Origin of the sequence: Psychrobacter sp. A3, assembly GCF_028823565.1 — a bacterium.
GTDB lineage: Bacteria > Pseudomonadota > Gammaproteobacteria > Pseudomonadales > Moraxellaceae > Psychrobacter > Psychrobacter celer.
In genome coordinates, this window is record NZ_JAPEHS010000026.1 from 1 (window position 1) to 19,415 (window position 19,415).

Consider the following 19,415-nt stretch of genomic DNA (forward strand, 5'->3'; position numbering starts at 1 on the left):
CATTTTTAGAGTGTATCGACTATACCTATTATAAGACGAGTGATGTTTATGAAACCTAAATTTTTGTCTACGCTGCGCGCGCTACCGATGCTCATGCTGGTTGCGCTGCCGCTTTATAGCCACGCTCTGCCATCAGATGCCAACCAGCCGATCAAACTATTGGCAGACAAGGCCACGTATAGCGAGCGTACAGGGGTCACCAGCTATGCAGGCAACGTGATTATTACTCAAGGGACTTTTAAGATGACCGCAGATAATATCACCGTCAACCTATCTCAGCAGCGCAGTATCAACTCTGCGGTGGCGACCGGCCGACCAGCGACGATGCAGCAAATCGTGACACGAGAAAAAGGCCTAGCAAAAGGTCAAGCCAATAATATTGATTATAATGCCGTCACTGGCATCATCACGCTGACTGGTAATGCCAGACTGGTGCAAAATGGCGCAAGTTTTGCAGGTAATGTCATTCGTTATAGTCTAAAAGCCGGCGATGTTGAGGCCACTGCCGGTGGTGATCAGCGCGTAGAGCTGGTATTTCCGCCCAATGCCAATAGCAGCCAAAGTGGCATACGTTAGACGGCAAAGCAGCTTTTGTCATCGTGCCTGAATTTTGCAAAACATGAGTAAGTTATGAGTGATAATCAAAGTATTGACCCTGTAGTCGCCCCGCAAACCTCGGTCTCAAGCACCCGACTGTCTATGCAAAACTTGGGTAAGCGCTACGGAAAGCGCTGGGTAGTCAAGGACGTCTCGTTTTCTGTCGAACAAGGACAAGTGGTGGGACTGCTAGGCCCAAACGGTGCTGGTAAAACCACCAGTTTTTATATGGTGGTCGGGCTGGTCAATATGGACAAAGGCCGCGTGACACTCGGTAAGATGGATCTGTCCAAATACGCCATGCATGAGCGTGCGCGGGCAGGTATTGGGTATCTGCCGCAAGAGGCTTCAATATTTCGCAAACTCTCTATCGAAGACAATATTTTGGCGATCTTACAGACGCGGACAGAACTAAGTGCCGCTCAGCAGCGCCAAGAGCTTGAAAAACTCATCGGTGAGTTCCATTTAGAACATGTGCGCAAATCTTTGGGCATGAGCGTCTCTGGTGGTGAGCGCCGCCGCTGTGAGATTGCCCGTGCACTAGCGGCTGACCCGAAGTTTATTTTGTTAGATGAGCCGTTTGCTGGGGTAGATCCTATCTCTGTCGGCGATATCAAAGACGTGATTTTGACCCTAAAAAATCGCGGTATCGGCGTCCTGATTACTGACCATAATGTGCGAGACACACTGGCCATCTGCGAAAAAGCCTATATCGTCTCAGAAGGTGCCATTATCGCTGAAGGTACCTCTTGTGAAGTGCTAGAAAATGAGTTGGTGAAGTCAGTGTACTTGGGTAAAGACTTCCAGGTATAAGCCATCCATCTTTCATACTTTTTACCATGGTAAGGGCTAGGTACTCAGTTTATTGGTATTATCAATCAAACACCTAAAATAGGCTCATAAATTATGGCAAAAAATAAGAGCAGTTATGTTTGTCAAAGCTGCGGTGCGCATTTTGGTAAATGGGCAGGGCAGTGTAGCGATTGTAGTGAATGGAATAGTCTGGTCGAAGCCCCAAATGTCAGCATGCCGCATCATAACAAAAGCGCGGCCAAATCTGCGGCCAGCCGTAGCACTCCTCGTACGGCCAATACTGCTGCGACCGGCAATTACTCAGGGACACATAGTGCGGTGATGCCACTTAATGCGGTGAGCGTCACATTGGATACACGCTTGCCGACAGGTATTAGCGAGTTCGATCGCGTGCTAGGTGGCGGCTTGGTCGCAGGCTCAGTGGTGCTGATCGGTGGTGATCCGGGTATCGGCAAGTCAACCATTCTTTTGCAGACAGCGACCAATATGGCGCGCGCCGACTCGTTGGCAGGTAGTGCACTGTACGTGACGGGCGAAGAATCATTGGCCCAGGTTGCTATGCGTGCCAAACGCTTAGAGTTGCCAGCCGATAGATTGCGAGTATTGGCGGAGACCAATGTAGAGACCATCTGTGCCGCATTGACCCAAGAGCAACCGGCGATTGCGATTATTGACTCTATTCAGACCATTTATACCGACGCCATTAGCTCGGCACCGGGCGGCGTCAGTCAGATTCGAGAGTCAGCCGCGATGTTGACCCGTTATGCCAAACAGACAGGTACTGCGTTATTTTTGGTCGGTCATGTGACCAAAGAGGGTACCCTTGCAGGCCCGCGCGTACTTGAGCACATGGTCGATACGGTACTGTACTTTGAGGGGCAGTCAGACTCTCGTTTTCGGATGATTCGCGCAGTCAAAAACCGTTTTGGCGCAGTCAACGAGCTGGGTATCTTTGGTATGACAGATTTAGGTCTCAAAGAAGTGGCGAACCCTTCAGCAATTTTTTTGAGCCGTTACGACAAACCTGTCGCAGGCTCAGTGGTGATGGTCAGTCGCGAAGGCACAAGACCGCTATTGGTCGAGGTGCAGGCATTGGTGGACGACTCACAAGGATCGCCTAGGCGCATGGCATTGGGGTTAGATTTTCAGCGTTTATCAATGCTGCTGGCAGTGATGCATCGTCATGGTGGTATCCATACCAGCGGTCAAGACGTTTATGTCAACGTCGTCGGCGGGGTCAAAGTGATAGAGACAGGCTCTGATCTGGCGGTATTACTTGCGTGCGCGTCAAGTATCAAAGAGCGCGCTTTGCCATCTTCGCTAGCGGTGTTTGGTGAGGTAGGGCTTTCAGGTGAAATCCGTCCCGTACCCAATGGACAAGAACGGCTCAAAGAAGCCATGAAGCATGGCTTTAAGCATGCCATTATTCCTAAGGCCAATGCGCCTGCAAAAGGCGCGGCGCAGTTTAAAGGAATTAACGTCATCGCGGTGGAGCGTCTAGATGATGCCATCGAAAGCGCTTTTGAGTTATGAGGGGAGTCTTGCTCAAGCAGACACTATGAATGACCTTTAAGATAAAAAAAGCACCTAACTTATTCAAGTTGGGTGCTTTTTTAGTGCTATGCTTTAAATATCAAACCAGTATTAGGGTCCTGCAACGCGCTCGATTGATACGTTACCGACACCTTTATTGGTGATACCTAAACGCTTAGCAGCGCCATAAGATAAGTCTAATACTCGGTTGCCATGGAATGGGCCACGGTCGTTCACCTTAACCACGACACTTTTGCCATTGGTTTTATTGGTTACTTTGACATAGCAGTTCAAAGGTAGAGAACGGTGAGCAGCTGTCAAACCATTCATGTCAAAAGTTTCGCCGCTGGCTGTTTTGCGGCCATGAAACTTACGACCATACCAGGAGGCAAGCCCTGTTTGTTTAAATTTGCTCACAGAGTTAGAAGCCACGGCAGTGAGACGCTCTAATACATCTTCGTCGTTGCTGACTTCTGTGGTATCACTGGCCAGTAGTGAGCTGCTCAGTGCCAACGATGTTGGCTTGCGTGCTGACTTGACCAAGCTTGATGCGCCGTCATGCTGACGGCTAAGCTCACTTAAAACGCGATCGATATGGGCGGCGTTGTCTTGCGAAATCATGGCAAGATTGGTTTTTGCTTCAGCGGCATTTGCATGAGTCGCCGCTGCAGAGCCAGCGAACAACACAGCTGACACAGTCAGTAAACCAGATAAACGCTTATTCATAGATACCTCGATAACTTATATATCAAAACCTAACTCTATTCTTCTGAGGTTTGGATGGAGAGCCGCAGCGCCGGAGCAATCCAGCGGTATTACACACTCCAAAGCCTTCTCATCACGATATATATTGATGACGACCAAAGGCTTTATAGGTATTAATATATGTTAATTTTATGTCATTATCATAAGTGGTTTTCACACCTAGCTACTTATGAAACGCTCAAAGGATGGTTAACGATACATACTTGATTTAAACGATAACGATCTTAGGAGAAAAGACGATGCCAAATATATAAGGCACATTGCTAACTTAATCAAGGGTTTGAGAAGTGTTCAGTGTAACTTTGTTATTAAACCGTTAATTAAGTAGTGTCTTTGCAAGCCTGCCATCTACAAGTCGCTAACTATACGGCTGAGCTACAACCAAAATATAATTGAATGCAAAGTTTTTTAGCACCTATGTACGGGTTCTGTATCATAGAGCAATAAAAAGAGGGTAACGCAATTATTTGTAAAAAACAAGGATTAATATCTATCCGTACCAACCAGTCATGGGTTGGTACTAAAGGATACTTGAGGAGAAATGTTGGATTATGTGATAGGTGAACGTAGCCTTAGCTTGGTCTGTGCGTATGAATAGACATCAGTAGGCCAAAGCCTGCCATCAAGGTGACAATGGCTGTACCGCCATAACTAATGAATGGCAACGGCACCCCAACCACGGGTAATATGCCGCCAACCATGCCAACGTTGACGAATATATACACAAAAAACGACATGGCGATGGCACCAGCCAGCAGCCGGCTATAGACATCAGGATGCGTAAAAGCGATATATAACGCCCGTGCCAGTAGGCAGCAGTAAATGAACATCAGCAGCAACACACCAAGCAAGCCAAACTCTTCTGAGAATGCAGCAATGATAAAGTCTGTATGACCTTCTGGCAAAAAATGCAAATGTGACTGCGTGCCTTCAAGGTAGCCTTTACCAGTGAGTCCGCCTGAACCGATAGCGGTTTTGGACTGTATGATGTTCCAACCAGCGCCTTGGACATCTGCCTCTGGGTTGAGCAGCGTCATGACACGCGTCCGCTGATAATCGTGCAACAAAAAATTCCATGCAATGGCCACAAAAGGTACGGCAAGAATGGCAGCCGCGGAAATCAGCCGCCAAGATAGACCAGCTAAAAACAACACAAAAATCCCACTGGCCGCGACCAACAATGATGTGCCTAGGTCTGGCTCTTTGGCGATCAACAGCACCGGAACCATAATCAAGGCTAAGGTAACGATAATGCTTGCAAAAGAGGGCGGCAGGTCACGCTTGGACAAAAACCAAGCACACATCATCGGCATCCCAAGCTTCATAAACTCTGAGGGCTGCACGCTACCGAACCCTGGAAGGTTAATCCAGCGCTGAGCACCCATCCGAACTTCACCAATGATATCGACCAACACCAATAAGATAAGCCCTAAGACATAAAAGATGGGCGTAAAGGTTCGATAAACGCTAGGAGGAATCTGCGCCATGGTAAACATCACAGCAAACGCCACACCATAACTGACCACTTGACGGATGACCATGTCCACGTCTTGACCGGCGGCGCTATACAAAATCGTCAAGCCAATACAGCAGACCGTCAATAACAAGAGGGTCAGCCAGGGGTCGATATGAATACGTTGCCACAGCGTCGGTGCATGACCTTGGCCTAAATGATGGCTCTGACGTGAAAAACGGTATTGCGGGTTAGAAGACATAGGCAAGTGGGGCTGACAATTGGTATAAAAAATGGGGGAGTCAAAAATAAGACATCAAACCTAACGATGTTGTCTTAATATCGATAGCCTACCGTATATAAGGTAACACATAAGCAATAAAGTCACGTAATTATAAAACTATTAAGCATAAGTGTTATTTGTAAATTTTTGACCTCTATTTAGAAGCGATAGTTTAGCCTGCTTGCTGAAAATTTGATAGTATCGATAAAACGTTTTTAGCGGCAGTTTCTTGCGATGACTCATACAAAAAAATCTTTCTATAGGCAAATCTATCATCCTATGCTGGCTCTCATGCTAGGTGCCAGCAGTATCACCACCCATGCCGTTATTATAAGTGACGATAGTGAGCGCCGTATTCAAGTCAGACACGGCAACAGTACGGCAAATGCTTATGTTAATAACAGTGACTCCAATCATAGTCCGGGCGTGACCATGCTCAGTGGCGCAAATACCGTATCGGGCGACAGTATGCAAAGCTTGATTGCCCAAAAACAGCGTGATTTTGAGTCGAGCTTGTCCATACAAGAAAACAAGCGTGTCAATATCAAGCAGCGTCCACCTAGCTATACGTCCCCCAACAATCGCTATAGCACCGCGCGCAATATTTATGATAATACCTATCGTGATTTTTCTAGTATGGATTTTCATGCATGGCTCAATAGCAACAGCTACCGCGCCCGTCAAGTGGCTGATTATCAGCGTTATCTTAGCGCTCGCGTTGGCGCTCAAAACGTACCGCCTTTGTCGCAGCTACTTACCACAGCTCGCAGCTGGAACAAGTGTGGCTATGAGCCCTACCAGTTGCCACCGCAAGAGCTGTGGGCAAACATCGTACCGACGTTGCGATTATATAGTGAGCTCAAGCATCAAGGTGTACTGCCTGCCACCAGTGAAATACGGTCGGTATATCGCAGCCCTGGGCTCAATGATTGTGCCGGCGGTGCTGCGCGTAGTAAACACATGAATGCAAGTGCCATAGATATTTGGGTGCCAGAATACCAAGACGATCTGTGGCGACTGAGCACCATGCAAGATGGCTTGTGTCAGTTTTGGCACTATCAAGGAGAAGCGCACAACTTTGGGTTGGGGCTATATGCCACAGGGGCGATTCACCTAGATACCGACGGCTACCGAAAATGGGGCTTTAATCATGCCAGCAGTAGCTCCTCATGTCGCTATTAGCTCAAGAAAAACGACCGTTTTGCCTAAGAGGGCACAGAGCCTAATAAATTTTGGTCAAAGCCGTTATAATAGTGCTGATACAATAGCGATAAGTGGCGCATGCTTTATTGATTGATCATGCCAGATTGTTGGGTAAATAAGGTAACAATAGGCGTTTATGACAAGCGGGATTTATGAAAAAGCGGTATATAACCACAGTGGCAACTGCCATGATTGATAAATCGAAGACAGGGTTTTGGCAGTCAAGTAATATATATTTGACATTTTTTGGTGTCAGTTTTTTATTGCTTTTGGCCGTCAGTGCTTGTAGCTCAGAGAGCTTCTCTGAAAACGGCGCGGCAGGGGCAGACAAAGCAGTTATGAATGACAATAAAGCCAAAGCTGAGCAAAATGCCCAAGAGATTAAAGACAATATCAGAAACTCTTATGCCAGATTGGCCTCTGGTCGCTCTGATGTCTGCCCAAAGCTTATCCAAGAAAAGGTAGGCAGTCCGGTAGTCGAGCGTACCGCTGAAGTCATGGTCGGTGATTACTGCGATTATTTTTTGTATGCAAGAGAAGGACAAGTGATTGCTGTGCAGACAGACAATCGTCAGCTAGAAGCTTTGCTTATCGTCCCAACGCTGCATAATTTTGCCAACGGTGATTATCAGGTCGGCTCTTATGATAAGCATGTGATTCGCTTAAGCTACAATGGCGCGACGTATAAGCCTGAAAATTTGGTTTATGATGTTGCCGTTACTGTCTCTGATGTACATTAATAGCGCTCAATCATAGAATCTAAGTCATAAAACATGAAATATAAAATGGACGATACCACGTGGCATCGTCCATTTTTTACGGCGGTTTGTTTTATCACCGAGAGGTATTTGGCGCTATTTTTTAGCCTGCTTGTCTTGCCAAGGATCTACCTGCCCGACAGTGACAATCAAAATTTTTTAGCCTGCTTGTCTTGCCAAGGATCTACCTGCCCGACAGTGACAATCAAAAAATTATCAGGCTGCAACGTATCACGTAGGGTCTGGTTGACGTCAGCGAGCTGTACTTGGTCGATACGATTGACATAATCGTCTAGGTAGCTGTTTGGTAGTTGATAAAAATTCATCATTCCCAGCAAACCATTGATGCCTGCATTGCTGGCAAAGCCCATCGGAAAGCTGTTTTTTAAGTTGTCTTTGGTCAGACGTATTTCATCATGGGTAAGACCATTATCCAAAGTCTCTTTAATAACCGCTAAGCTTGCATCAATGGCTGCGCGCGCTTTGTCATTGCGAGTCGAAAACCCAATCTGATACGGGCCGCGTGTTAGCATCGGGTTCATAGCACCTGAGATACCATAGGTGTAGCCAAGGTTTTGTCTGATTTCAGTCATCAGGCGAGCGTTAAAATCACCCCCTGCCAATACATCATTACCGATGGCAAAGTTGGTTTGCTGCTGCTGCTCTTTTGGATTGGTCGCGCGTTTGCTACCCAGTTGCCCCATTAGCACCGTGGTTTGTGTACTGGGAAAGGGTATATGAACATGCTTGGCTTGGGTGAGGGGCTTGGGTTCGGCAAGCTCAGGCGCAGGCTGACCGGAGGGCAGCGTGGTGGTAATGTCCTCAGCCAGTTTTTTTGCTTGCGCCAAGGTGAGGTTGCCCGTGATAGCAAGAGAGGCATTGTTCGCGACCAGATAGCGGTTTTTAAAATCGATAAGCTGCTGCTTGTCTATGTTTGGTACGGTCTCAAGGGTACCAACTGAAGGGTGCGCATAAGGATGATCGCCGTATAGTGCTTGACTAAACGCAATGCTCGCCAGGCTGCTTGGGTCTTGTTTTTGCTGCTGTAAGCCGACCAGCAAGCGTGCTTTGTTTCGTGCCAATACTTCATCATTAAAGGCAGGCTCGGTGAGCATCTGTGTCATCAAGTCGGCAGCTGGCAATAAGTGCGCATCATCTGACAAGCTGCGTAGCGAGACAATAAACATATCTTTGTAGGCGCGGCTACTTAGATTGATGCCTAAGGTTTCAACGGCTCGTGTAAACGCTGTTTCATCCAAGCGCTTGGCACCTTGTGTCAGCATGGTGGCGGTCATATTGGCAATGCCAAAACCTTTTTTGCGTATGCTACTATCGCGGGCGCTACCGGCGTTAAAGCGTAGATCGATATCGACGATGGGCAGCGCGGTTGTTTGGACAAAGCGCACGGGCACACCGGCGCTGGTCGTAAATTGCTCAATCGCTGGGACAGTGACGGTCAAAGGCGTAGCATTATCCAAACTGCTGAGCTTAGATAAGGCGGCAATGGGCGCGCTGGTATCGACGATTGCAGTACTGCGATTTTCTTCTGTGGCTGTAGAGTCTGCTTGCGCTGGCATGACCAGTGTGGTCAGGCTCAATAATACCCCGATGCTAAGCGGCGACAGTTTATAGCTGAAGGTTCTTTTGATTACTTGCAATAAATCACTAGTATGGCTCATGGTTTTCTTCTTATTCATCATGTATTTGGCAGGCGACTGATTGAGGCTTATTTATCTGTAGCGTCGTGTTGTCCAAGCTTTTCTTGCACGGACTCTTTTCGCTCAGTCTCTTTGGGCGGTATGATATGCATCGCAGTCAAGTTGTTTTTTACCAGATACTTTTTGCTCGCCGCCTGAATGTCTTGTACTGTGATGTTATCAAGCTTGCTTGGTAGCTCGGCCAGCAGCCGATCGTCGAGCCCGATAGATTGTAGTGAGCCAATCATACGTGCTTGACCCTCCATACTATCTTGTGCGTAGATAAGGCCTGTGACGGTGTTGGTCTTAGCGCGACTGATTTCATCGGTGGCGATGGGGTCGGCTTTGCTAAGCTGACGCCTTCGCGTGGTGTTGCTTGAATCAAAAACAACCCGTCACCGCGATCTAACAGATCATAGGACGTGCCGACTGTGGTCAGTAGACCCTGCTCACGTATCAAGCGGCTCTCTAGACGGGCAGAGAGACCACCATCTAGGACGTCCTGAGCGAGCGAGAGCGCATAGGCTTGTTTTTCATCGTTTTTATCTACAGTCACAAGGCTTGGGACGTTATAACCCATCAGCAAAACGGGTACTTGTACGGCTTGCTCAGAGTCAACTTTTTGGTAGCCGCGAAAGCCTGGTTGTCTAACGGCTGGGCGTTTGGGTAGATGACTTGGCGTTAGCTGCCCAAAGTAGCGCTGCACCTGCGTCAATACATCTTTTGGCTGTACATCGCCGACGATGACTAACGTAGCGTTGTTTGGTGCATACCATGTTTTGTACCAGTCTTTTAAATCAGGCAGCGTGATAGACGCCAGCTCATCCATGGGGCCGATAACCGACTCGCCCTTTGGACTATCAGGCAGCGCAAGCAAACGGAATGATTCGTAAGCTTTGGCAAGCGGGTTGTCATCAGTACGCTGACGGCGCTCCTCCATCACTACTTGATGTTCTTTGGCAAACTCATCTGCATTGAATATAAGGTTTTTCATACGGTCAGCTTCTAGCTCAAGCGCTAGCGGAAAACGGTTGGCTGGGAACAGCTCGTAATAACCGGTGTAGTCGTAGCTGGTAAAGGCATTATTGATCCCGCCAAACTTGGCAATCAAGCGCTCAAAGTCATCGCTTGATACATTGCTTGTGCCTTTGAACATCATATGCTCAAGCAGGTGCGAGATGCCCCCTTTATCGACCGCCTCGTCTGCCGAGCCAACGCGATACCAAACCTGTGTCATCACGACAGGAGCGCGGTGGTCTTCTCTAATCACCACTTTTAAACCGTTTTTTAACTGGTACTCATGGCGGCCGGACATGTCCATACGCAAGGCTGATGCACTCTGAGAACGACTAGCGTATTGGGCGCCATTATCGGTATTTTGGCCTGCTTGGCTTTGCGCTTCGCTAAGCGGTGTCGCCGCAGATGAAGGTGGGCTGATAGCACTGGTTTGGCAAGCACTTAGGGTTGTTGCCAACGCCAGCGCACACGCGATGCGTAATGATAGAGCAGATAAAGGCGCAGAGGGTACAGACGATAAAAAGAACAGTGACATGGTAGCTTCTACTTATATAAAATGGCAGCAAATAAACAGGCAAAAAACAATCAATCAGACGTGTGATTGATGGCGAAAAAGCACGCAGTTAGATAGACTTGTGCGCCCCAACCATGACGCTGGCAGTCGGCTTGATTTCTTGAGTCGTGCTACACCCAGTCATCGAGAAGGCGATGCTCGTCAATAATAATGCCGAACCGATGCTGGTGATTTTTTTGCTCAGGCGTTTATGATAAGAAAGTAGTGACATAATTGTTTCCAAAAATAATGATAAAAGATGACTGTGTTTGGATAAGGTAGTCTTTAAATAAGACTCTGTAGAGTAGGCGAAGTCTGAAAGATATAAGGTCGGATTTTTGTGTCCAAACCTTAAGCCAAACTTACTTGGCATCACGCCTGAATCCTCATACCCAAGGCATTTATCGATTGTCCGACATGGTAGGGCAGAGCGCACTTGTAATTATGCTAAACTAGACCAAAATAATCCGCCACGCTGGGATTTGTCGATAGCAAAAACGGATTACATACCAAACCATTTAAAATAATCAAATTATTGATAGCAACAACTTTTAGGGCAAGCTTATGAACAACCCAAATAATAGCAGTCGTGTGGTCATCAATCTAGATGGCGATCTAGACGATTTAGATGACGATGATATTACCTTACCCAGTCTGCCAGCGCAATCAGTGCCCATTATCGATGAGCCTGGATATCAAGAGGATCCTCATACAGCGCAGAAGGACACAACTGCGGTTACAAATGGCTCTTCGGCAGATAATGCAGATAATGTCGCTTTAGGCGCGCCCATCGTGACGCTTGATGAGCAAGGTGACATCAGTCACACATCGACGACGCATACTGAAATGGATGAGCACGCGGTCGATGATGCTAAAGAGAGTGATAATAACACCAGTGATCACGCCGTATCAGCACCGCCGCAGCCTAAGCCAAGTACCGTTTCCACTATCCCGGCCATGCCATTGCAAGAAAAACTAGGCGATAGCCAAAGTGTTAGTGCTACTCGTACGCCTGCAGCCAGTCAGCCTACATCTGAAGCAGCAGAGGCGGTAGAAGACAAAAAGGTAGAAGACAAGAAAAAGGGCAGCTGGTTTAGCCGTATGAAAACGGGGCTAAGTAAGTCACGTAAAAACCTAGCCGAAGGCATGGTCAACATTCTGATCGGCGGCAAGGAGATCGATGACGAGCTGTTAGAAGAGGTCGAAGATCAACTACTGGTCGCCGATATCGGAGTCAATGCCACCAATCGTATCATCAAAAGTCTCACCGAGCAGACCGACCGTGGTGACTTGATTTATGCCCACTCCCTTTATAAAGCGCTACAAAATGAGCTGGTTGATATCTTAACACCAAAGGTTGCACCGCTGCTCATTGATACCAGCAAAAAGCCCTTTGTTATTTTGGTGGTCGGCGTCAACGGTGTCGGAAAAACCACCACCATTGGTAAGCTTGCCAAGCGTCTACAAGGCGAGGGCAAATCTGTCATGCTCGCGGCAGGTGACACCTTCCGCGCGGCAGCCACCGAGCAGCTACAAATCTGGGGTGAGCGAAACGACATACCAGTCGTGGCACAGGGTCATGGCTCTGACAGTGCGTCGGTGATTTTTGATGCCATGCAATCGGCCAAAGCCAAAAACATCGATGTGTTAATCGCTGATACGGCTGGGCGTTTGCAAAACAAGACTCATTTGATGGCGGAGCTTGAAAAGGTGGTGCGTGTCATGCGTAAAGCCGATCCTAGCGCGCCGCACGAAGGCATGATCGTTCTCGATGCAGGCACCGGGCAAAACGCCATCAATCAGGTCGAGCTGTTTAATAAAGTTGTGCCATTGACTGGGATCACCGTCACCAAACTAGACGGTACGGCCAAAGGCGGAGTGGTCTTTAATATCGCTGAAACAACGGACGTGCCGATTCGCTATATCGGCGTGGGAGAGTCGATTGATGACTTGCGTGCCTTTAGTCCTAAGCAGTTTGTCGCCGCTTTATTTGAAACCGATGACAAAGCGTAGCACTGCTAGCATGATTTGGGTGAACAAGCAAAATAGTGATGACCCAAAACGAGTAAGTGTATCAGTAGGAGAAAGGAGGCATCATGATAGTCACTGAAGCGGTATTTGCATCGCACCGAGTCGCATTGATTGCGAATGGGCATGCGCAGGATACGCCTAGGTTGGTGGAGGTCAACTGGCTGCAAGCAGGGGACAGTTGGCACTCTTCAAAGTCCATTGCTAAGCTAAAAAAACATCATGGTCTTTGTGATAAAGACTTTAGCTTTATCGCAAAAAATAGCCTAAGCAAAAACAAACCAGCTCAAGCGTTACTTATTGACACCATCACACAGCTCACCGCGTACTTTAGCGGCGCGCGGCAGACCTTTGATTTGCCGCTAGACATGAGTTTGGGCACCGAGTTTCAGCAGCGGGTGTGGCAGGCTTTGCAAGGCATCGATTATGGTGAGGCCATCAGCTATGCTGAGCTCGCAAAGCGAGTGGGCAGCCCAAAAGGCTTTCGCGCGGTTGCCAATGCCAATAGCAAAAACCCTTTTAGTATTATCGTTCCATGTCATCGCGTGATTGCAAGCGATGGTAAAATTGGCGGTTATACTGGCGGTCTGGACAAAAAAGCGCATTTACTGGCGCTAGAAAAGATAAGTTATAAAGTGTAAGCTGTATAAAAAGAGGCCAAACGCTAAATACGTTTGGCCTCTTTTTTTATTATTTGTATAGTGAAAGCTATTGCTCGAGCTGTGCCATGACGTCAGCGGAGAAGCTCACATTACTATAGACTTCTTGGACGTCGTCGATGTCTTCGAGCATGTCGATCATTTTCATGACCTTTTCGGCATCTTCGATGTTATCTATCTCAGCGGTGGTAGAGGGTGACATGGTCACTTCTGCATTGTCAGAGACCAAACCTGCGGCATTGAGCGCGTCTTTGACTTGACCAAAGCTTTCCCACTCGGTAATGACCATCAAGCTCTCGCCATCATTTTCGATATCTAAGGCACCAGCATCCAGCGCCGCCATCATGACCTCGTCCTCTAAGCTTGTATCATTAAAGGTAATCTCGCCGCGCTTGGTAAACAGATAAGCCACTGAGCCTGAGGTACCAAGATTGCCATCATATTTGGTAAAAGCATGACGGACTTCGCTGACGGTTCGATTGAGGTTGTCGGTCATGGTCTCGACCAATACCGCCACGCCGCCGACGCCATAGCCTTCGTAGCTGACTTCTTCCATGTTTTCGTTATCGCCGCCGCCTGTGCCGCGATCGACAGCGCGATTGATGGTATCGCGGGTCATGTTCACCGATAGACCCTTTTCGATAGCGGCACGTAAGCGAGGGTTTTTATCAGGATCAGGGTCACCTTGTTTGGCCGCTGAGACGATCTCACGAATCACTTTGGTGAATACCTTGCCTCTTACCGCATCCTGACGAGCTTTACGGTGTTTGATGTTTGCCCATTTTGAATGGCCTGCCATATGACATCCTTAAGTTTTGCGTGTTATTGGTTGAGCGAAAAAACGGTGAATAACAACCATTTATTACTACATCATCTGTTTTTATTATATGATTGGTCTGTCTATTCAAGGTAGTAGAACTACTGGCACATGAACGATTTGTATGTCGTTGATAGTGCTTTTTTGTTACACTGTGGCAACTTATAGATTGTATTGATTGCTATAAGTGAGCAATATTATAAACCAGTTTTGTGTCTTTTGACCAACTTGCCCTTATCCTGCGTATTTTAATTCATTGGCAGCCTGTCGCCTTTGGGTTGATAGCGCTACTGACTCTATGATGTTACTGACTCTATGAAGCAACCAACCGCTGAAGCCATTACCCATTTGCGTAACCGCATTCATATTATTATCGAAGGGACTGATACCCGTTTGGGTAAGCTGTTTGATATTGTGTTGTTGATTGCGATTTTGGCGAGTGTGGCGGTGGTCATGCTCGACAGTGTGCTCTATATGCGCTTGCAGTATGGCATATTGTTTTTGTACGCAGAGTGGTTTTTTACCATTTTGTTCACCATTGAGTATGCGCTGAGATTGTTTTCAGCGCCCAATCGTTTGCGCTATGCTTTTAGTTTTTTTGGTATTGTCGATTTATTATCGGTGTTGCCAAGCTATCTAAGCTTGATGTTTGTCGGTGTCCAGTATCTGCTGGTGATACGTGTGTTGCGTATCTTACGTGTGTTTCGTGTCCTCAAGCTCAAAGCCTATATGCAGCAAGCGGGGTTTTTGGCCTCAGCGCTGCGCACTAGCCAACAAAAGATCACTGTGTTTTTCTTATCTTTGGTGCTGTTGGTGACGATTTTTGGCTCGATCATTTATGTGGTCGAGGGGCCAGAGAATGGTTTTACCAGTATTCCGCTGTCCATCTATTGGGCGGTTGTCACCATGACCACGGTCGGCTATGGTGATATGTCGCCCAAAACGCCGCTGGGTCAAGCCATTGCGACCATGGTCATGATTACAGGTTACTCTATTATTGCTGTGCCGACAGGGATTTTTACCTCGGAGCTGGCGCGTAATATGCGCCCGCAGCTCAACCCTGTGACCTGTCCAAACTGTGGTAAGTTTGGGCATGCAGTCGGTGCCGACTTTTGTGATCGCTGCGGGCATGCGCTGCACATTTAGGGCGGGGAGGAAGTCAAATAGTCATCGACGAGCGGTGATAAGTCGATAATCACGCCTAGGTTGACCAAGTTCCAATATTGGCCAGATACCGTTCGGTCCAGCATCATGGTCATCGCAGACGGCTGAAATTGACCAAAATACTTTAAGGAAGTGCGCATCTGTGTGATGACTTCATGATGTACTTGACTGTTGCCAAAATCAAAAGCGCCTTCATGATAAGGCGAAATGGATAAAGGTTTTAGCCCGATAGACAGCCACGTTTCATAAAACTCACCTGGGATGTGTTTGTCATCATCGCGGCGGATATCTAGGGCGATTAAGTCTTGCTCAAGCGCGGTGACATCACCTTTGATGGCATGCTGGGCAAAGCGCTTAAACAGCTGCACCTCACTGTCACTATAGCTACGAATGCCGCCAAAATCATAGGCGATGACGCTACCATCTTCCCGAAAGGCAAAGTTGCCAGGATGTGGGTCGCAGTGCATACGGTATAATTCAAACAGCTGGCCTGCGGTAAAATGAAACAAACGCTTGGCGATTTTTTGCTTGATATCATTATCCCACGTTGCCGCGACACTGAGCGTCTCGCCCATCTCTTCTGTCAGTGTCAAGATTCGCTTGGTTGAGTAGCTGCTGATGACCTTGGGAATAATAATACCCGTATCCTCTGCATGAAACGCCCCAAACACGCGCAGATTGTGCGCTTCTTTAATATAGTCTAGCTCATCGTGCAGGCTTTGGCGTATTTCATGAAACAGCTGCTCTTGCAACTGTTTGCTCATATTGAGTACGCCGGCGATTTTAAGCGCCATACGCACTTGTTTGAGGTCACTGTCGCAGTTTTCATCGACATTGGGGTATTGAACCTTGACGACGACTCTTTGCCCCGATGGCAACACCGCTTTGTGTACTTGCCCGATGGAGGCGGCAGCAAACGGCGTCTCTTCGAATTCACTAAATAATTCTGCTACTGGTGCTTTTAGCTCGCGCTCAATCTGGGCGCGTATCTGAGTATATGGCATCGGCGGCGCGTCTTTTTGGAGTTTTTCTAGCGCCGTTGCCACCTCAGGTGGAAACACGTCTTTATATTGCGAGGCGATTTGTCCCACTTTCATCACCGCACCTTTCATCTCACCCAAGGTCTCAGCGATTTGAATCCCCACATCTTGCATCAGCTCTGAGCGGGCTTGCAGGCGCTTTTCTTCATCGCTTGATAGGTGTTTAAATGAGTTTTTAGCGGCTTTACCGGCGATGCTTGCTGTCATGCCAGCAAGTTTCATAAAGCGTTTTCCGGAGGTTTTTGCCATTCATATCACCTTGTAGTGGATTGTGTGCTCATCTGTTATTTTATTATTTTAATCAAGTGATTGCTGTTTGACTAGTGTGCCAAAAGTAACCTTGTATGACGACTTTTTTAGCGAGCGCGTAAAACGCAGGCGTCTTTTAGTCATTGGCTGACCAAATAGGTATGGGTCAACCAGTAGTCAAGGGCCATCTGATACCCTTGCTGTCCCAAACCGCAGATCACACCCACCGCGATATCGCTTAAGTAAGAATGCTGGCGAAAAGGCTCACGCGCATGGATATTGGATAAATGTACCTCGATAAAGGGCTTTTGGGTGGCCAATAGTGCATCACGTAGGGCAACGGAGGTATGGGTAAAGGCGGCAGGGTTGATGATGATCGCATCAACTTGCGCCGCTGGATCGGCAAGCAGTCCGTAGTGCTGGATATCGTCCACGAGTTGGCCTTCGTGGTTGGATTGGATGCATATCAGTTCAACGCCATGCTCGGCGGCACGAGCGATCAAACGTTTTTCAATCTCCGCTAGTGTGGTGTGCCCATATATTTCAGGCTCACGTTTGCCGAGTAAGTTTAGATTGACGCCGTTGACCAGCAATAATTTATAAGAAAGCGTGTTTGAGCGCTTGGCCTCAAGAGAGTGGACGGCGGCGACAGAAGGAGTGGTGGACATAGTGGTCTCTTTGGTTATCAAATCGGTTAATCATACCAGCTTAGGTCGCGGACGATAAAAAAATTACGGCAAAAATGTCTCTTATTGGCAAAAAGCAAGTTAAAAGTCTTTATGTTGCTAAAAACCCGTGCTATGATATTTTTTATGCAACAATTCTTGCAATTTTGTTGCTATTACCGTTTGTTACTATCGATGGGATAAGCCTACTCAAAGGCTGAGCTTAAAGATAGTGGTTAGAACAGTACTCTTAAGTTTTTGATTTCACAATCTTAGACCCCGTTTATATGCAATGTTGCAAAGGAAGTTGGGGCTAAGCGGACTTTTTTAGGAAGTAATATTATGTCAGCTCGTGAGCAAGGTATCGTTAAGTGGTTTAATGACTCAAAAGGCTTTGGTTTCATTCAACGTGACAGCGGAGAAGACATTTTTGTCCATTTCCGTGCGATTCAAGGTGATGGCTATCGTTCTTTAAAAGATGGCGAAAAGGTTGAGTTCAGTGTGGTAGAAGGTGAAAAAGGCCTTCAGGCTGAAGAAGTCAGAAAAATGGAAGAGTAATCTATCCAGTCATTACGGCGGTTTCGCTATAATGTCTGTACAAACTACTGATATACTACTGAGTCAAGCCCGTCTGGTCTTACCTATGCTAAAAAATCGGCATATTAGGTAAGATACGATGTCGGGCTTGGCTTTTTTTGTGCTTACGCGATGCGCTGTATATGGGCTGTCAAATATAGGGCCTTAAGAAGATGGCGAGTGAGTCATTCATCAGCGATTAGCTTCTGATTATTTATAATAAGTTATTTGTTTAAAAGGATATTTTTTTGAGTAATTTTAAGAAGTTTACGGATTTACCGTTATCAAATCCGACCCTACGTGCCGTCAGTGATTTGGGCTTTACCGAGCTGACACCCATTCAAGCAAAGATACTGCCGCATACTTTGGCCAATCAAGACGCAATCGGCCAAGCCCAAACAGGGACAGGGAAGACGGCCACGTTTTTATTGACCATTATGGAAGCGTTGTTAAAACGGCCTTTTGCTAGTGACGAAGAGCGTTATTTGGGAGAGCCACGTGCGGTAGTGATGGCACCGACGCGCGAGCTTGCTCAGCAGATATTTGATGACTGTATTGCCTTGACCAAATACACCTCACTGCATAGCGTCTGTATCATGGGTGGCACCAATTACGAAACCCAGCAGCATGAGCTTGAGCGTCAGTACGTGGATATTTTGGTAGCGACGCCAGGGCGTTTGATTGATCTTGCCAATAAAGGCATGGTATTTTTGGATCGCGTTGAGGTGTTGGTGCTCGATGAAGCAGATCGTATGCTCGATATGGGCTTCATCCCTGACATCAAGCGGTTGGTCGGGCGCATGCCTGCCAATACTGATCGTCAGAGTCTTCTTTTTTCCGCGACCTTCAACCAAGATGTGATGAACTTGGCGTATCGCTGGCTACATGAGCCGCAGTTTGTTGAGATCGAGCCTGAGCACAAAACCAGTGAGCTGGTCGATCAGCACTTTTATCTATTGACAGAAGATCAAAAGCTGGCGGCCTTGCAGCGCATTATTAGTGATAGCGATGTCGAAAAAGTTATCGTATTTGCCAATCGCAAAGACCAAGTCAAACGCCTCTATCATAAGCTGCGCCAATCTCATAAAGTCGTCATGCTATCGGGTGATGTGATTCAGCAAAAACGCGAGAAGTATTTGCAGCGTTTTAAAGACGGTCATGCTGCTATTTTGGTCGCCACAGACGTCGCAGGTCGCGGGATTCATGTCGATGATATCAGCCATGTGGTCAACTATACCTTGCCTGATCAACCAGATGATTATGTACACCGTATTGGCCGTACTGGCCGTGCTGGACAGACAGGCATTAGTATTAGCTTTGTCAGCGAAGATGATGCGTTCAATATCCCAGCATTAGAAAAGCATCTGGATACAAAATTTGCGCTAGAGCAGTGGCAAGAGTAGGGGGGTATTTGTTGTCTAGACTCGGGCATGTCCTTATTTTTAACCCATTTAGGTAACTAGCAATTAAATTAAGGACACGCCCTAATACAAAAAGCCCTTAATCTCAGTGGTGAGGTTAAGGGCTTTTGGCTAAAGTGTCTTA

17 protein-coding genes and 1 pseudogene are annotated in these 19,415 nt (G+C 47.3%); 10 read left to right on the forward strand and 8 right to left on the reverse strand.

Going from position 1 to position 19,415, the window contains the following annotated elements; genetic code table 11:
* The first annotated feature begins 48 nt into the window (after window positions 1–48).
* From lptA to radA, 3 genes are all read left to right on the forward strand, one after another.
* A complete protein-coding gene (lptA, locus tag NK638_RS05595) occupies window positions 49–576 on the forward strand; it encodes a lipopolysaccharide transport periplasmic protein LptA (RefSeq protein WP_274632248.1) in 528 nt (175 codons plus the stop codon).
* Between the two features lie 54 nt (window positions 577–630).
* Window positions 631–1,410, forward strand: coding sequence for an LPS export ABC transporter ATP-binding protein (gene lptB / locus NK638_RS05600; RefSeq protein WP_274632249.1), 780 nt, complete (start codon window positions 631–633; stop codon window positions 1,408–1,410).
* A gap of 93 nt (window positions 1,411–1,503) precedes the next feature.
* Window positions 1,504–2,943, forward strand: coding sequence for a DNA repair protein RadA (radA, locus tag NK638_RS05605; RefSeq protein ID WP_100749705.1), 1,440 nt, complete (start codon window positions 1,504–1,506; stop codon window positions 2,941–2,943).
* Between the two features lie 111 nt (window positions 2,944–3,054).
* Here the strand turns inward: radA and NK638_RS05610 are convergent, their stop codons facing one another.
* The gene (locus tag NK638_RS05610; RefSeq protein WP_075100948.1) at window positions 3,055–3,669 is read right to left on the reverse strand and encodes a septal ring lytic transglycosylase RlpA family protein; all 615 of its coding nucleotides are present in this window, start codon (window positions 3,667–3,669) and stop codon (window positions 3,055–3,057) included.
* Between the two features lie 611 nt (window positions 3,670–4,280).
* Window positions 4,281–5,423: a rod shape-determining protein RodA gene (gene rodA, locus NK638_RS05615; protein ID WP_105245580.1), complete on the reverse strand. Its 1,143-nt coding sequence runs from the start codon at window positions 5,421–5,423 to the stop codon at window positions 4,281–4,283.
* A gap of 300 nt (window positions 5,424–5,723) precedes the next feature.
* Here rodA and NK638_RS05620 point away from each other — a divergent pair, with 300 nt between their 5' ends.
* Both NK638_RS05620 and NK638_RS05625 read left to right on the forward strand, forming a co-directional pair.
* The gene (locus NK638_RS05620; protein ID WP_274632250.1) at window positions 5,724–6,626 is read left to right on the forward strand and encodes a D-Ala-D-Ala carboxypeptidase family metallohydrolase; all 903 of its coding nucleotides are present in this window, start codon (window positions 5,724–5,726) and stop codon (window positions 6,624–6,626) included.
* 173 nt (window positions 6,627–6,799) lie between these two features.
* Window positions 6,800–7,387: a hypothetical protein gene (locus tag NK638_RS05625; protein WP_274632251.1), complete on the forward strand. Its 588-nt coding sequence runs from the start codon at window positions 6,800–6,802 to the stop codon at window positions 7,385–7,387.
* 167 nt (window positions 7,388–7,554) lie between these two features.
* On the opposite strand, the gene NK638_RS05630 is transcribed toward NK638_RS05625, so the two are convergent.
* From NK638_RS05630 to NK638_RS05645, 3 genes and pseudogenes are all read right to left on the reverse strand, one after another.
* Window positions 7,555–9,084: a M16 family metallopeptidase gene (locus NK638_RS05630; protein WP_274632252.1), complete on the reverse strand. Its 1,530-nt coding sequence runs from the start codon at window positions 9,082–9,084 to the stop codon at window positions 7,555–7,557.
* A gap of 47 nt (window positions 9,085–9,131) precedes the next feature.
* A pseudogene (locus tag NK638_RS05640) lies at window positions 9,132–10,654 on the reverse strand (M16 family metallopeptidase).
* An 88-nt stretch (window positions 10,655–10,742) separates the two neighbouring features.
* A complete protein-coding gene (locus NK638_RS05645) occupies window positions 10,743–10,904 on the reverse strand; it encodes a hypothetical protein (protein WP_158676722.1) in 162 nt (53 codons plus the stop codon).
* Window positions 10,905–11,629: 725 nt separating this feature from the next.
* Here NK638_RS05645 and ftsY point away from each other — a divergent pair.
* Together ftsY and NK638_RS05655 are read left to right on the forward strand one after the other, a co-directional pair.
* Complete coding sequence (gene ftsY / locus NK638_RS05650) at window positions 11,630–12,685, forward strand: signal recognition particle-docking protein FtsY (protein WP_192992939.1); 1,056 nt, start codon at window positions 11,630–11,632, stop codon at window positions 12,683–12,685.
* 83 nt (window positions 12,686–12,768) lie between these two features.
* Window positions 12,769–13,341, forward strand: coding sequence for a methylated-DNA--[protein]-cysteine S-methyltransferase (locus NK638_RS05655; RefSeq protein ID WP_274632255.1), 573 nt, complete (start codon window positions 12,769–12,771; stop codon window positions 13,339–13,341).
* Between the two features lie 67 nt (window positions 13,342–13,408).
* On the opposite strand, the gene NK638_RS05660 is transcribed toward NK638_RS05655, so the two are convergent.
* Window positions 13,409–14,158, reverse strand: coding sequence for a YebC/PmpR family DNA-binding transcriptional regulator (locus NK638_RS05660; RefSeq protein ID WP_274632256.1), 750 nt, complete (start codon window positions 14,156–14,158; stop codon window positions 13,409–13,411).
* Window positions 14,159–14,491: 333 nt separating this feature from the next.
* Here NK638_RS05660 and NK638_RS05665 point away from each other — a divergent pair, with 333 nt between their 5' ends.
* A complete protein-coding gene (locus NK638_RS05665) occupies window positions 14,492–15,322 on the forward strand; it encodes an ion transporter (protein WP_075100939.1) in 831 nt (276 codons plus the stop codon).
* Here the strand turns inward: NK638_RS05665 and NK638_RS05670 are convergent.
* Entirely contained in the window at window positions 15,319–16,629 is a 1,311-nt protein-coding gene (locus NK638_RS05670; protein WP_274632257.1) for an ABC1 kinase family protein, read from the reverse strand. The genes NK638_RS05665 and NK638_RS05670 overlap by 4 nt on opposite strands.
* Before the next feature lie 140 nt (window positions 16,630–16,769).
* Window positions 16,770–17,297 carry a type II 3-dehydroquinate dehydratase gene (gene aroQ, locus NK638_RS05675; RefSeq protein WP_274632258.1) on the reverse strand — a complete coding sequence of 176 codons (528 nt, stop codon included), beginning with the start codon at window positions 17,295–17,297 and terminating at the stop codon, window positions 16,770–16,772.
* A 339-nt stretch (window positions 17,298–17,636) separates the two neighbouring features.
* Between aroQ and NK638_RS05680 the strand changes: the two genes are divergently transcribed.
* Window positions 17,637–17,852 (forward strand): cold-shock protein, encoded by a 216-nt coding sequence (locus NK638_RS05680; RefSeq protein WP_075100936.1) that lies wholly within the window; start codon window positions 17,637–17,639, stop codon window positions 17,850–17,852.
* Between the two features lie 266 nt (window positions 17,853–18,118).
* Window positions 18,119–19,273, forward strand: coding sequence for a DEAD/DEAH box helicase (locus NK638_RS05685; RefSeq protein ID WP_105245601.1), 1,155 nt, complete (start codon window positions 18,119–18,121; stop codon window positions 19,271–19,273).
* Window positions 19,274–19,415 lie beyond the last annotated feature (142 nt).